Genomic DNA, 13,929 nt, shown 5'->3' with positions numbered 1-13,929 from the left:
GGGTTTTTAATATCCTGGTGTCTGCTTGAGCAAAGGGTTACTGTTAAGGTCGCCGAGGGACAGCGGCATCAGCAGCGTCGGGCCCTTCCCGGAGGAGGCGGTGGCGGCGGACAGATATTTGGGGTTGATAAAGTCGTAGACGTATGCGTCGCCGGCGCGACGCAGCGCCCACCAGCGTTTGCCCTCCCCGATGAATTCGCGGAGGTATTCGCCGAGGATGGCCTGCAGGTTGGCGTCGGGCGTACCGTTGGTATAGACGGGGTAGGACGAGCCGTAGGCGCGGGCGCGGATAAGGTTGATCTCGGGGGACGGGTCCTGGCCTAGCTTGGCCTTGGCCTCGGCCATCAGCAGGAGCACGTCGGCGTAGCGATAGATGGGGAAGTTGTTGTCGTAGAGCTGGGCGCCGGCGTTGACGCGGCCGATCCACTTGGTCAGCATACAGCCCTTCACGGTGTAGTTGGGGGGCGTGTTGCCATACATGAGGGTGAGCGTCCCCGTTATCCGCTGGTCGGCGGGGGCGGCGAAGAGCTGGTTGATGAGCGTCTGGGTGAGCCCCGCGCGGCTGGCGCCCGCTACATACGGGTAGGCCACGGAAACGATGGTCGGGGTGGTGTACGGGTTGATGACCAGGGAAGTGGCCTGGGTATTGTTGACGGTGAAGTCGGTGAAGCTGGTGTTTTGCGCCTGGCTCAGCTCATAGTCGACGGCGAAGATATTTTCAATCTCTGATGCCTTTTTGGTCGGGTCGAAGATGTCGGCGTAGTTGGGCTGGAGACCGAGCTTGGCGCCCTGGAGCGCCTCGACCTCCTGGAGCGCGGCCTGGGCGGTGGTCAGGTCGCCGGTGCCGCCGTTCATGTTGGTGGCGGACCAGATGTAGGCGTCTCCTTTGAGCGTGAGCGTCGCCAGGCGGCTCCAGAAAACGCGGTTGGCGGGGAGCGCGTTATTGCCGTTGTAGAGCGTCAGGGATTGCTCGATGTCACTTTTGATCTGGAGCATCACCGAGTCGGAGGAGGTGCGCGGCATATAGAGCGAGGACAGGCTCCCGATGGAGTTGATGGGCTGCGTGACCAGCGGCACGTCGCCCCACGTGCGGAGCATGACGTAATAGATATAGGCGCGCAGGCCGTACATGTCCGCCAGGTATTTGGTGCGGGTGAAGTCGGAGAGCTTTGTCTGCGGGAACAGCTGGATGACGTTGTTGACCTGGTAGAGGACGTTGTAAAAGCCGCCCCAGTTCGTGGTATTGGAGGGTACCTGGAGGGCGCTGATCTGCTGGTCGGAGTACTGTACGTAGGTCGCGCCGGGGGCCTCCTGGGTGATCCCGTCGCACCAGATGTCGGAGCGCATTTCCCCGAAGAAAAAGAGGTTGCTGACCTCCCCGCGGAAACGGTTGTATACGCCGATGTACAGGCTGGTCGCGGCGCTGGTGTCGGTCAGCGCGGCCTGGTTGGTGATCGCGTCCTGGGGGGCGACCTGCATGAGCTGCTTTTTGCAGCCGGTCGCGGCGATGGCCGCGGTGAGTATGGTTATTAACGTTTTTTTCATTGTTGCGGGGTTTAGAAGGTTACGTTCGCGCCTATCGTCATCGTCCGGGGAACGGCGTAGCTGCCGTTGTCCCAACCGCCTATTTCGGGGGTGTTGCCGTCGTACTTGGTGATGTAGGCCAGATTGGTACCGGTTACGTATAACCGGAAACCTTTTACGACCGTGCCGACGCGGCCCTTCAGGAGGCTGTTGGGGAGGTCGTAGCTGAGCGTTATTTCCCGGACGCAGAGGTAGTTCCCCTTTTCCCAGAACTGTTTGAAGGGGTTGGAGCCGCCGGCGTCGGTACCGTAGTTGTCGTCGGAGTTATACATCACGTACCGGGGCAGCGAGGCGTTGGGGTTCTGGGGCGTCCACATATCCAGGATGCTCGTCGGTCCGTTTTGCGAACCCTGGACCTGGCCCCAGCCGCGGATCTTGTTTTCGTTGAGGATCACGAACCCGAGGGCGTAGTCGAACTGCCCGTAGAGCGTAAAGCCCTTGTACCGCAGGTTGGAGGAGAAACCGCCCTGGATCGTCGGGGTGGTGTGTCCCACAAAGACGAACTGACGGGAGTCGATGGTGTCGTTGGGGTTGACCTGGTGGTAGACCGCGTCGCCCAGGAAGTGGAGCTTTTTGTTGTTGAAGGGTAGGTAGCTGTTGTAGAGACCGGCGTCCTTGGTCAGGTCCGCCTGGTTGCGGTAGATGCCATCCATCGACGGCGCCCATACCTCGTCGGTGCCGACGCGGTGGCCTTCCTGGAGACCGCCCGTTTGCATCAGCTGACCGGGGTGGTTCGGATCCCAAACCGGGCTCGTCCCCTGGCGGTTGGCGGGCAGACCGTTGTACGGGAGGTGGATGACGTAGTTCTTATAGGTGGAAAACTGCGCTCCGAAATCCCAGCCGAGGCCCCCCGTTTCGTGCGGCTCGAGGATCCGGGCCTTGAGCTCGAGCTCCCAACCGCGGTTCTGTAGCTGGCCGTCGTTGGTATAGTAGCTCGAGAAACCGGTGTTCCCCGGTATGGAAAGGTTGGTGAGCTTGTTGTAGATGTTGCGGACGAAGCGGTCGCCGATCAGGACGATCCGGTCCTTGAACAACCCGAGGTCGAGACCGAGGTTGAAGGTGGAGGACGTCTCCCATTTCAGGGCGGTGTTGGCGAGCGTGGCTGCGCTGTAGCCGGCGGCGGACGCATAGGTGCCGCCCGTGCCGTAGATTTGGGAGGTCGGGTAATAGACCAGGTCGTTGTTCGATCCGCCGAAGCTGTTGAGGGAGGAAAGGTTGCCGTTTTCTCCGTAGGAGATACGCGGCTTCAAAGTACTGACGTACTGGCTGACCTTGCTCTTCTGGAAGAAGTCTTCGTGCTGCATGTTCCAGCCCGCGGATACCCCGGGGAAAACGCCATAGCGGTTGGCCGCGAGCCGCGAGGTGCCGTCGTAGCGGAGGTTCGCGGTCACCAGGTATTTGCCCGCGAAACTGTAGTTCACACGCCCGATGGCGGAGGCCAGGCGGTCCCATTCGCTGAAGTCGGAGGACGGCACGCCCACCGCGGTAGTCGAGGCCGTTAGCCAGGGGATGGCGTCGGTCGCGGCGCCGCTGGCGGAACCGGAGTAGTTGTATTCGCGGAAGTCGTAGAACTCGCCGCCGCCGAGGACGGTCAGGCTGCTTTGGCCGAAGTGCTTGTCGTATTGCAGGAAGGCGTTGTACGAATACTGACGGTCATCCGTAATCGAAAACGAAGCGGGTCGCGTGGTCGTCAGCGTGGTCGACGTATTGTTGGCAAAATTGGCCTTGGTAAAGTTGTTGGTCGTGGCGGGGAGCGTGTACCCGGATACGGAGCCAAGGGCCTTGAGACCGGGGAGGATGTCGTATTCGAGGTTGAGGATACCGGAGTAGCGCTCCTGGAGCGTGTTGCTGATATATATGTTGTTCAGGTAGGCGGGGTTCCCGAGGCTGGTGTTGTTGGCGCCGACCATGGCGGTCCCCGTCGAGTCGTTAAAGAAGCGGATGGTCGGCCCGATCCCGATGACGCGCTGGAGAATGCCGCCCGTGCCGCCGGGGGTCGAGTTGGCGCTGCCGGTCCCCTGGTACGTCGGGGTGCTGTGTACGCTGTAGGCGGACATGTTTACGTTTACCTTGATGCGCTTCCCGATGTTGAGGCTGCCGTTGAAGTTGCCGTTGATCCGGCGGTAGGTCGAGCCGAGCACCATACCCGGGTCGTTGACGGCGCCCAGCCCCAGGCTGAAGGCCCCCGCGTCACTCGCCCCGGAGAAGTTCACGTAGTTCTCCTGCTGGGCGTGCTGCTGGAGCAATAGACCCTCCAGCCGTTTTTGCGAGAGCTCCTGGTAGATGATGGTGTCCATCTGGCCCGGGTTGAACGGGTTGGCCGATGCGGTCTCGTGCCACAGCGGGTTGCCCAGGAGCCCGCGGTTGGCGTTGGTGAGTAACTGTGTCGTATAGATGGAGTTGGGCGCCGCGTCCGCGGGATTGACCGCCCAGCCATAGGTCCCGGTGTTCTGGGTGATGTCGGCGGCGACGTTGGAGGCGTTGTTGTCGGCTTCGTCGGCCTGGTATTTATTGGCAAGCGCGAGCCGGTTTTCGTTGATATAATCGGCGCCATCCATATAGGTGATGGGGTTGCGGCGGATGAAGTTGACCGACATCTTGGTGCTGTAGGACAGGTTCGTGTGACCCTTGCGCCCCTTCTTGGTGGTGAGGAGCACCACGCCGTTGGCCGCCCGGGCTCCATAAATGGCCGCCGCGCCCGCGTCCTTGAGGACGTCGATGGTTTCGATGTCGTCCATGTTGACGCCATACAGGTTCGGGATGATCATGCCGTCCATAACGAACAGCGGCGTGCCGCTCCCGTCATAGTTCGATCCGCCGCGGAAGCTGATGCTCGGGGAGGTGCCGGGGTTGCCGGTGGTTTGCTGGACCCTTAATCCGGTCACCATACCCTGGAGGACGGTACCGACGTTCGTGTTGGGTCTCGATTGGAGGACCTCTTTGTCCAGGGAGGAGACGCTGCCTGTCAGGGTCTGGCGGCTTTGTTTGCCGTAGCCGACGACGACGACCTCTTCCATTTTGGAATCCCTCGTCGTGAGGGGAATCCGCATGTCGCCTTTTTCCGCCTCGATTTCCAGGGTGGTGTAACCGATGTAGCTCACCTCCAGGGTGGGGTGCGCCTTTGTTGTTTTAAGGGTGAACCGGCCGTCGGCGCCCGTAGTGGCGGTGAGCTTCGAGCCTTTGATATGGACGGTGGCGCCATCGAGGGGCTCTCCTTTGTCGTTGGTGACGGTTCCCTGGAGGGTGGTTTGGGCGCTTGCGGTTTGTGCGCTTGCGGCGGTTGCCAGGGTTATCGCCAGCAGTAGCATGAGCCATTTCATAAGCAATCGTTTCGGGTTTTGATGTCTTGTAGTTATGTCCTACATATCAAAGATGGGAGGATTATTTTGCTTGGCAAAATTTTTTTCCTTCTGTTGCTTCGGTCTTACATCCGCCTTGCTTGGTCCTGGGCGCGCCTTGGGGGCCGGGCGGGGCGTGCGATCAGTTTTTCTGCCGCTTTGCGGACGCCCGCAAAACGGCAGAAAAACTGATCGCACGCCCCGCCCTGACAGTTCGCATGCTTCGCCACGAGCGGCGGGGGCCGGCAGGGGAGTAGGCCAGTAGGGCGTTGTGCGGAGGGCCGGTTAGGCGAGTTTGTCGAAGTGGTGTTGGAGGTGGTTGAGCATACCCTGACGGAACTCTTCTTTGGTGCCGTGCTTGAGGAGCTCGACGAGGTCGAGGTGGGAGACCTGGCCCATGCGGGGGACTTTTTCGAGGGCTACGAGGTAGCCAAAGATGGGGAGGAGCATGGTTTGGAAACGCTTGAGGGTGTCGTTTCCGGTCATCTGGTAGATTTTGCCGTGGAAGGCGATCTCGTTGTTGATACGGAAGGTGACGCCGCCGAGGTTTTTCTGGTCCTTGGCGATGGCTTCGAGCTCTTCGACGTCCTTGTCGGTTTTACGGAGATAGAGGAGGTCGGCCAGACCCACTTCGAGGGTGAGACGGAGCTCGAAGATGTCCCGGAGGGTGCGCTGGTCGATGATGAGGGGGTCGAGGACGCGTTCCAGCGGGCCGAGGATGTCGGGGCGGGCGAGCACCATGCCGCGTTTTTTGCGGGTTTCGACCATGCCCAGCATCCGGAGACGGCTGAGGGCTTCGCGGAGGACGTTGCGGCTGACGCCCAGGGCCTCCGCCAGGTCAAGCTCGGTGGGGAGAGCGTCGCCTGGTTTGAACGATTTTTTCTTCAGATATTCCAACAACCGCGTTTCCACGATGTCGGCCATGGTTTGGTGGGGTATGCGACCGAGGTCGGCATCCAGGTTATTGTCCATAGTACCGGTGGGCAAGTTTATGCCCAAATGTAGGACAAAAGGATCAAACCGCCGCGCGGGGGTTTTCGCGCGGGGCGATTTCGCGCGGGGGACGTTTCGCGCGGTTATGCGGTCGGTTTGAATTTATAGAGGTAGGGCGCCTTGTGCGCGCCGCCGCCGAACTTCTTGTCGAGGCGATCGAGTATCTCCAGGCCCAGCATCTTCCGCTGGAAATTGGCGCGGAGGAGGGGCCTTCCGAGGATGGCCTCGTAGAGGCGCTGGAGCTCGTTCATGGTGAAGGTTTCGGGGAGGAGGTTGGAACCGACGAGCTTGTGGTCCAGGTGCATCCGGAGGGTCTCCCGGGCTTTGCGGACGATCTCCCGGTGGTCGAATACCAGGTCGGGGAGCTCGCCGATGGGGCACCAAACGCATTCGGTGTCGAAAAAACCGGGTTGGGGACGGGCCAGGTTAAAGTTCACGAGGGCGTAGTACGCGATCGAAACAAACCGCTCCCGGAGCCAGTTTCCCGGCGGCAGGTCTTCGCCCAGGGCGCTGTAGAGGCCTTCGGCCCGGTCGTTGCCGGTGCGGTCGCGGTCCCCAAAGGCCCCGCACTGTTCGAGAAATACTTCCCCCAGGCCGGTCCTTTCGGCGAGGATGCGGTGGGCGGCGTCCTCGAGGCTTTCTTCTTTGTGGACATATCCGCCCGGCAGGGCATAGAGGGGCAGGTCCTTCATGCGAAGGAGCAATACCTTTAGTTTATCCTCGTGGAAGCTGAAAATCACGGAGTCGACCGACAGGTGGCGCAGGTACTGCCGGGCGCCGTCATGGACGAGGTCGGCCAGGTCGGGCCGGTGGTCGGTTTCGTTCATATGCGCAAGTATAACCATAGTAGTGTCGATTGGACACACGTACATACGGAAGCGGGGAGGCCTGCGTTGCCTCACGGGGAAAAAATATGCCCCAGGGGGGTGAGGCCCCGCAACGGGCGGGGCGGCGGCGGGCGCCAGCGGACGGGACGAAGGCGGGCGGCGGCGGTGCGGCCGCTAGAAAATCTTGAGCTGGAAAGCCTTGGGCCAGTGCTTGCCGGTGACGATGAGGGTTTGGGTCTGGGGGGACCAGGCGAGACCGTTGAGGACGTCTTCGCCGGGTTCCTGGGGATGGAAGGGCTGGCCGGTTTGGGCGAAAAGGTCGCCCAGGTCGGCGCGGCCGGTGACCTTGCCGCTGGCCGGGTCGATCCGGTAGAGGGTGTTGGTGTGCCAGCGGTTGGCGTACAGCTGGCCGTTGACGTATTCGAGCTCGTTGATGTTGTCGACGGGGCCGTGCTCGTCGGTGACCTGGACGCGGTTGGTCTCCTTGAAAGTGGCGGGATCGATAAAGTAGATGTACGAACTGCCGTCGTCGGCGATCAGGTGCGTGCCGTCGTTGGTCATGCCCCACCCTTCGTGTTCCCAGGTCATGTCTTTTTCGGGCTTCAGGTCGGGGAAATGATAGACAAAAACCTTGTGCTCCCGGTAGGTCAGCTGGTAGAGACGGTCACCCAGGACCGTTATGCCCTCCCCGAAGAAGTCGGAGCCCAGTTTCTTTTGGGTCAGCAGCTTCCCATCCGATAGCCGGTACGCGGACAGGGAGGACTCCCCATAGTTACCTTCGCTTTCGTATAAGGTCGAGTCGTGGATTTCGAGGCCTTCGGTAAAGGAGCTGGCGTCGTGCGGCAGGACGTTGATCACCTGGTAGGCGATAGCCGGGACCGTGGGTGTGGACGCGGGCTGGGGCTCTTCGGCTTCTTTGTGGTTGTTACAGGCAGCCATTGCCAGGAGGGTTAAAACGAGGGCCGAGGGAATACGGGGCATTTTTAGCCCAAAGATATGCGGCGGATTGCTAAAATATGCGTAAACTGTGCGGGTAAATATCCGCCTCGCCCGTGAAATACATGATGCTAACTATCGTTCTTGGGCTCTGTCTCGTTTCCTGTTCGAATAGTACAGGCAGCGATGTTTCAGTAGGGTCGAACAGCTATGATCCCGCCAGGCCACCGCTGGTGCGGAACCAGTTCCCTTATGTCCAGAGCGCCTATTGCAGCCCCATCGGCCATTCCGGCCACAGCGTCGTGATCTGGGTCTTTGACTCCACCGGCGCTCCCCTACCCCAGTTTACCATAAAGTCGCTCAGGCAACCCTACCGGATCCTTGCGAACACCGCGTTCTTTACAACGGATCAGAACGGATTTGCGAAAGTTTCCTATAAGGGGTGCGACAGCCTGGAGCTGGCGAACCTGTCGTTTTTGCTAAAGCATCCCTGCCGGTTCTCGACGGCGAATATGCCGGATACGATCGTCATCAACCTGACGCTTTCCCAGGAGAAGTTTATACAGTCGGCGATGTGAGCTGGTTGTTTTGCTCCTCCATGCTCCGCGATATCCCAAGCTCTAAGCCTCGAAGTTCGGCGAGGCCGCGTAAGCGGCCGATGGCGGAGTAACCGGGGTATGTCTTTTTCGTAAGGTCGTCGAGCATCTGGTGGCCGTGGTCGGGGCGCATGGGGATGGAGACGTTACGGCGGCGCTGGAGGGTGACGATTTCGCGGACGACGGCGTACATGTCGACGTTGCCGGTAAGATGGTCGGCTTCGAAGAAGTTGCCGGGGGCGTCGCGCTGGGTGCTGCGGAGGTGGATGAAGTGGATCGAGTCGCCGAGGCGGCGGACCATGCCGGGGAGGTCGTTGTCGGGGCGGACGCCGTAGGAGCCGGTGCAAAAACACAGGCCGTTGGCGGGGGAAGGCGCGGCGTCGAGGAGCTCGCGGGCGTCGGCTTCGGTAGAGACGATGCGGGGCAGGCCCAGGATCGGGAAGGGTGGGTCGTCGGGGTGGATGGCCATTTGGAGACCCAGCTCTTCGGCGACGGGCACGACGGCCTTCAGGAAGTGGAAGAGGTGACTTTTGAGCCTGGCCGCGTCGATGAGCGAGTAGGTCTTGAGGGCGGCGAGGATCTGTTCTTCGGTAAAGCGTTCTTCGCTGCCGGGGAGACCGAGCAGGGCGTTCCGGTAAAGGGTTTCCTTTTCGGCCCCGGTCATGGTGGCGAAGCGGGCCTCGGCCTGTGCGATCTCTTCGGCGGTATAGTCCTCGTCGGCGCCGGGGCGGCGGAGCAGGAAGAGGTCGAAGGCGACAAAGGCGGACTTTTCAAAACGCAGGGCCTTGCTGCCGTCGGCGACGACGTAGTTGATGTCGGTGCGCATCCAGTCGAGGATGGGCATGAAGTTATAGGTGACGACCTTGAGGCCGCAGGCGGCGATGTTGCGGAGGCTTTCCTTGTAGTTTTCGATGTAGAGGCGGTAGAGGCCGCTTTGTTTTTTTATGTCCTCGTGCACGGGGAGGCTCTCGATGACGGTCCAGGTGAGACCGGCGGCTTCGACGGCGTCCTTGCGTTTGCGGATCTCGTCGACGCTCCATACCTCGCCGACGGGGATGTGGTGGAGGGCGGTTACGACACCGGTGCAGCCGGCCTGGCGGATGTCGGAGAGGGATACGGGGTCGTTCGGGCCGAACCAGCGCATTGTTTGTTCCATGAGTTTCATATCGTCAAAAATAAGGGACCTATTCCACATGGATGGTTTTTGACACCGTGGGGTCCGCGCCAAGCGCCTGGCTGCGGGCGTCGGGGAGCGACCCGCCGACGGCGATGGTGATGTCATCGGTGGGTTGGACCTGACGGCCTTCGCTGTTCACCAGCGAGAGGTCGGTGGGGGTCAGGGTGAAACGGACGCGGCGGCTTTCGCCGGGGGCGAGGTTGATGCGGTGGAAACCTTTGAGGGCGTAGCGGGGGGCGTCCATGCCGGCGCCCGTGTGCGTCACGTAGAGCTCGGCGACCTCGTCGCTGCGCCGGTGGCCGGTATTCGTGACCGTTACCGCGACCTGGAGGGGCTGGCCTTTGTGGAGGGTGGTGGGCAACGACAGGTCGTGGAACGAAAATGTCGTATAGCTGAGACCGAAACCGAACGGGTACATCGGGTCCGCGTCCATGTAGCGGTAGGTGCGGCCCTTCATCGAATAATCGGTATAGGCGGGAAGCTGATCGAAGGATTTCGGGAAAGAAACCGGCAGTTTTCCGGAGGGGGAAACCTTTCCGAATATCACATCGGCGACCGCGTTCCCGCCTTCTTCGCCGGGGTACCAGACGAGCAGCACGGCGTCGGCGATGTCCTGGACCTCGGCGAGGTTCATGGGGCTGCCGCCGGTGATGACGGCGATGACGGGGTGCTTGTTCCCGTTCTTGCACTTGCGGAGGAAGTCGATCTGGGCCTGGGGGATGTTGTAGTCGAGGCGGTCGCCCTTGGAGGGGGAGGCCAGCGATTCACCCTCTTCGCCTTCGAGGAGGCCGGAGATGCCGAGGACGATGATGGAGGCGTCGGAGCTATGGACGTCGCCGGTGACCCAGTCGATGGGGTTGATGTTGGGACGGTCCAGCAGGACGCCCTGGGCGTATTGCATCTGGCTGCCGGGGCGGATGTGGCCCGCGAGGCCTTCCAGGATGGTCACGAGGCCCGGGTTGACGCCGTAGTAGTTCCCCATCAGGACGTTGGTGGCGGCGGCGTTGGGACCGGCGCAGTAGTAAGTGCTGAGGTTGTCTTTTAACGGCAGCGCGCCGTTGTTCTTGAGCAAAACGATAGACTTCTCGGCCATGGCCCGCGCCAGGGCCCGGTGGGCGGGGCTGTTGACGACGCTGACGGGGATGCGGTCGTAGGGGTTGCGGCCGGCGGGGTCGAACAGACCGAGCTTGAACCGGGTGGTGAGCAGGATCGCCAGGGAGCTGTCGATCTCGTGCTCGGTGACCAGGCCTTGCCTGACGGCGTCGACGAGGGCCAGGTAGGTGTCGCCGCAGTTGAGGTTGACGCCGCGCTTGAGGGCCAGCGCGGCGGCGTGGGCGCGGTCGGCTTCGAGCTTGTGGCCGCGGTAGATGTCCTCGAGCGCGTCGCAGTCGGTGACGATGTGCCCCTTAAAGCCCCATTGGCCGCGGAGGACGTCCTGGAGCAGGAAGGTGTTGCCGCAGCAGGCTTCGTCGTTGGTGCGGTTATAGGCGCACATTACGGCTTCGACGTGGGCGTCCTTTACCAACGCCTGGAAAGCGGGGAGGTACGTGTCCCACAGGTCGTGCGGGGACGCCTCGGCGTTGAAGGTGTGGCGAAGCGCCTCGGGGCCGCTGTGGACGGCGTAGTGTTTGGCGCAGGCCGCGACCTTGAGGTAGTGCGGGTCGTTCCCCTGGAGACCGGTGACCAGGGCCGTAGCCATGTGGGCGGTGAGGAAGGGGTCCTCGCCATAGGTCTCCTGTCCCCTGCCCCATCGCGGGTCGCGGAAGATGTTTATGTTAGGCGTCCAGAAGGTGAGGCCGCCAAAACGCTGATGGTAGTCCTCCTTAATGGCGGCGTTGAACATGGCGCGCGCCTCGTCGGAGACGGCGTTGCCGACCTGGTGGAGCAGGCTGTCGTCAAAGGTCGCGGCCATACCGATGGGCTCGGGGAAGATGGTGGCGGTACCGGAACGGGCGACGCCGTGGAGGGCCTCGCTCCACCAGTCATAGGCGGGGATGTGTAAACGCGGGACGGCTGGGGCGCTGCTGATCATCTCGGAGACCTTTTCTTCCAGAGTCATATGGCTGATGAGGTCCCAGACGCGTGTCTGCGTGGGAAGGGAGGGGTCGAGATAGCGCTGCGCGGCGGCGGGGGCGGTACCTGCAAGCAGGGAAAGGACCGCCCATGCGGCGGTCCGTACAATTCCGTTCATCGTTGATATGGGTTGAATTTGACGGTGAGCAAGATAAGTTATTGTAAGTTTACATCCAAGACACGTGACCATGCCGATGGATCCTGAAAAAGAAATTACTATTTATGACCTCGCGCGGGAGTTGAACATATCGGTCGCCACGATCAGCCGGGCGCTCAAGGACGATCCCGTCGTGAGCAAAAAGACGAAGAAAAAGATCACCGACCTGGCCGAGCAGCTGGGCTACCGGTCGAACCATTTTGCCCGCAACCTCCGCAGCCAGCGCACACATATGATCGGGGTGATCATCCCCCGCGTCAACAGCTATTTTATGTCCACGGTCATCGCGGGTATCGAAAAGGTCACCAGCGAAGCCGGCTACAACCTGATCATCAGCCAGTCCTCCGAGTCCGTCGACCGGGAAAAGGAGGCGGTCAAAACCATGTTCAACAACCGGGTCGACGGGCTCCTGGTGTCCCTGGCGTACGATACGACCGACGCCACACACTTCGACATTTTCGACCGCAAACGGATACCCTTCCTGTTCTTTGACCGGGTCATCGACGACAACCGCTGGACGAGCATCCTGATCGACAACCACAAAGCCGGTTACGAGGCCACCGCCCACCTGATCGCCCAGGGTTGCCGGCGTATCGTCCACCTGACCGCCGCGTCCACCCAAAAGGTCTACCGCGACCGGCTGGCGGGTTACCGGCAGGCGCTCGAGGAGCACGACATCCCTTTTCGCAAGGAATACGTCATCCAAAACAACCTCACGCCGGAAGCCGGCGTCGAGGCCGCGGGCCGGATATTGGCCATGAAACCGCGTCCGGATGGCGTTTTTGTCGCCAACGACAACTCCGCCGTGCATTGCCTGCTGACCCTCAAACAGGCGGGGGTGCGCATCCCGGAGGACGTCGCCTTCGTGGGGTTCAACAACGACCCCGTTTCCATGGTGGTGGAACCCAACCTGAGCACGATCAACTACCCCGGGTATGAAATGGGCGTGATCGCGGCGCGGAACCTGATCCAGCACCTGGGCGGGCTTTCTTCCATAGAAGCCACCAATACCATTCTCCTGCGGTCGGAACTGATCGTGCGCGCGTCCTCTTTGAAGCATCGTTAAGAAGTAAACACTTTGGGCGGCCATAACAACCGATGCCAGTGACCACCGGCCCCTCTAAAATAGATAAAAAAATGTAACCGATTACATTTTTCCTTGTACTTTAGTGGAATGGATCAGGACAAAGACGTTACCATATACGACCTGGCCAAGGCCCTGAATATCTCCGTAGCGACGATAAGCCGTGCATTGAAGGATGATCCGGTGGTCAGCAAAAAAACCAAAAAACGGATCATCGACCTGGCCGAGGAGCTGGGCTACCGGTCCAACCACTTCGCCCGCAACCTCCGCAACCGCAGGACCCATATGATCGGGGTGATTATTCCCCGGGTGAACAGCTACTTTATGTCGACGGTGATCGCGGGGATTGAAAAAGTGACCAACGAAGCGGGGTATAATCTCATTATCAGTCAATCCTCGGAATCGGCGGCGCGCGAAGCCCAAAGCGTCCGGGCGATGTTTAACAACCGGGTGGACGGGCTGCTGGTATCCCTCGCTTACGACACCACCGATACCACGCACTTCGACATTTTCCAGCGCAAACGCATCCCCTTTCTTTTTTTCGACCGCGTGGCGGACGACAACCACTGGACAAACGTCCTGATCGATAACCGCAAAGCGGGGTACGAGGCCACGGCGCACCTCGTGGCGCAGGGTTGCCGGAGGATCGTGCATGTGACGGCGGACTCCGGAAGCAATGTGTATAAGGACCGCATACGCGGGTATCGCGAGGCGTTGCTGGATCATGCGTTGCCCTTCCGGGAGGAGGATGTGATCCGGAATTCGCTCAGCCAGGACGCGGGCTCGGAGGCGGCCTCCGCCGTTCTGCGGATGCGTCCCCTGCCGGACGGGGTCTTTGTCGCCAACGACAACGCGGCCGTCGGGTGTTTGCTGGCGCTGAAACGGAGCGGCGTCCGCGTGCCGGAGGACATCGCGATCGTGGGGTTCAACAACGACCCCGTGTCCACCGTGGTGGAGCCCAACCTGACCACCATCAACTATCCCGGGTATGAGATGGGGATGGTAGCGGCGCGGAACCTGGTGCATCACCTGGCGGGGCAGTCGAGTATCGATGCCACGAATACGATCCTGCTGAAGGCCGATTTGATCGTGCGGGGGTCGTCGTTACGGATGACCGCGGCGCGCTAAGCCGCCACAAAAAAAGGCGGCAGCCGAAGCCACCGC

Annotated in this window: 10 protein-coding genes; 3 read left to right on the top strand and 7 right to left on the bottom strand. The window is 61.1% G+C overall.

The annotated features are described in order from the left end of the window. Positions 1–6: 6 nt before the first annotated feature. The 5 genes from VL547_RS00890 to VL547_RS00870 all read right to left on the bottom strand — a co-directional run bounded on the left by VL547_RS00890 (position 7) and on the right by VL547_RS00870 (position 7,723). Positions 7–1,545, bottom strand: a complete 1,539-nt coding sequence (locus tag VL547_RS00890) for a RagB/SusD family nutrient uptake outer membrane protein (protein WP_325574170.1) — start codon at positions 1,543–1,545, stop codon at positions 7–9. Between the two features lie 11 nt (positions 1,546–1,556). Further along, on the bottom strand, positions 1,557–4,904 hold the full coding sequence (locus VL547_RS00885) for a SusC/RagA family TonB-linked outer membrane protein (RefSeq protein ID WP_325574168.1): 3,348 nt from the start codon (positions 4,902–4,904) through the stop codon (positions 1,557–1,559). 303 nt (positions 4,905–5,207) lie between these two features. Continuing rightward, complete coding sequence (locus VL547_RS00880) at positions 5,208–5,894, bottom strand: FadR/GntR family transcriptional regulator (RefSeq protein ID WP_325574166.1); 687 nt, start codon at positions 5,892–5,894, stop codon at positions 5,208–5,210. 104 nt (positions 5,895–5,998) lie between these two features. Beyond that, the gene (locus VL547_RS00875) at positions 5,999–6,742 is read right to left on the bottom strand and encodes an NUDIX hydrolase (RefSeq protein WP_325574164.1); all 744 of its coding nucleotides are present in this window, start codon (positions 6,740–6,742) and stop codon (positions 5,999–6,001) included. A gap of 174 nt (positions 6,743–6,916) precedes the next feature. Continuing rightward, positions 6,917–7,723, bottom strand: coding sequence for a glutaminyl-peptide cyclotransferase (locus VL547_RS00870; RefSeq protein ID WP_325574162.1), 807 nt, complete (start codon positions 7,721–7,723; stop codon positions 6,917–6,919). Between the two features lie 80 nt (positions 7,724–7,803). Between VL547_RS00870 and VL547_RS00865 the strand changes: the two genes are divergently transcribed. Next, the gene (locus VL547_RS00865) at positions 7,804–8,256 is read left to right on the top strand and encodes a hypothetical protein (protein WP_325574160.1); all 453 of its coding nucleotides are present in this window, start codon (positions 7,804–7,806) and stop codon (positions 8,254–8,256) included. Here the strand turns inward: VL547_RS00865 and uxuA are convergent. Beyond that, complete coding sequence (gene uxuA / locus VL547_RS00860) at positions 8,237–9,439, bottom strand: mannonate dehydratase (RefSeq protein ID WP_325574158.1); 1,203 nt, start codon at positions 9,437–9,439, stop codon at positions 8,237–8,239. The genes VL547_RS00865 and uxuA overlap by 20 nt on opposite strands. Before the next feature lie 19 nt (positions 9,440–9,458). Then, complete coding sequence (locus VL547_RS00855; RefSeq protein ID WP_325574157.1) at positions 9,459–11,642, bottom strand: glycoside hydrolase family 3 N-terminal domain-containing protein; 2,184 nt, start codon at positions 11,640–11,642, stop codon at positions 9,459–9,461. A 70-nt stretch (positions 11,643–11,712) separates the two neighbouring features. Here VL547_RS00855 and VL547_RS00850 point away from each other — a divergent pair, with 70 nt between their 5' ends. Next, positions 11,713–12,747, top strand: a complete 1,035-nt coding sequence (locus tag VL547_RS00850) for a LacI family DNA-binding transcriptional regulator (RefSeq protein WP_325574154.1) — start codon at positions 11,713–11,715, stop codon at positions 12,745–12,747. 108 nt (positions 12,748–12,855) lie between these two features. Continuing rightward, positions 12,856–13,893, top strand: a complete 1,038-nt coding sequence (locus VL547_RS00845) for a LacI family DNA-binding transcriptional regulator (RefSeq protein WP_325574152.1) — start codon at positions 12,856–12,858, stop codon at positions 13,891–13,893. The last annotated feature ends 36 nt before the right edge of the window (positions 13,894–13,929 follow it).

This window comes from Dinghuibacter sp. (assembly GCF_035492835.1).
Taxonomy (GTDB): domain Bacteria; phylum Bacteroidota; class Bacteroidia; order Chitinophagales; family Chitinophagaceae; genus Dinghuibacter.
Note: the sequence above shows the minus strand (reverse complement) of the source record. Positions and strands in the feature narration are given on the sequence as shown.

Excerpts from the sequence above, each read along its gene's own strand:
- VL547_RS00870 (WP_325574162.1), bottom strand. The coding sequence starts at position 7,723 with ATGCCCCGTATTCCCTCGGCCCTCGTTTTAACCCTCCTGGCAATGGCT.
- VL547_RS00855 (WP_325574157.1), bottom strand. The coding sequence starts at position 11,642 with ATGAACGGAATTGTACGGACCGCCGCATGGGCGGTCCTTTCCCTGCTT.
- VL547_RS00850 (WP_325574154.1), top strand. The coding sequence starts at position 11,713 with ATGCCGATGGATCCTGAAAAAGAAATTACTATTTATGACCTCGCGCGG.
- VL547_RS00880 (WP_325574166.1), bottom strand. The coding sequence starts at position 5,894 with ATGGACAATAACCTGGATGCCGACCTCGGTCGCATACCCCACCAAACC.
- VL547_RS00845 (WP_325574152.1), top strand. The coding sequence starts at position 12,856 with ATGGATCAGGACAAAGACGTTACCATATACGACCTGGCCAAGGCCCTG.
- VL547_RS00885 (WP_325574168.1), bottom strand. The coding sequence starts at position 4,904 with ATGAAATGGCTCATGCTACTGCTGGCGATAACCCTGGCAACCGCCGCA.
- VL547_RS00875 (WP_325574164.1), bottom strand. The coding sequence starts at position 6,742 with ATGAACGAAACCGACCACCGGCCCGACCTGGCCGACCTCGTCCATGAC.
- uxuA (WP_325574158.1), bottom strand. The coding sequence starts at position 9,439 with ATGAAACTCATGGAACAAACAATGCGCTGGTTCGGCCCGAACGACCCC.
- VL547_RS00890 (WP_325574170.1), bottom strand. The coding sequence starts at position 1,545 with ATGAAAAAAACGTTAATAACCATACTCACCGCGGCCATCGCCGCGACC.
- VL547_RS00865 (WP_325574160.1), top strand. The coding sequence starts at position 7,804 with ATGATGCTAACTATCGTTCTTGGGCTCTGTCTCGTTTCCTGTTCGAAT.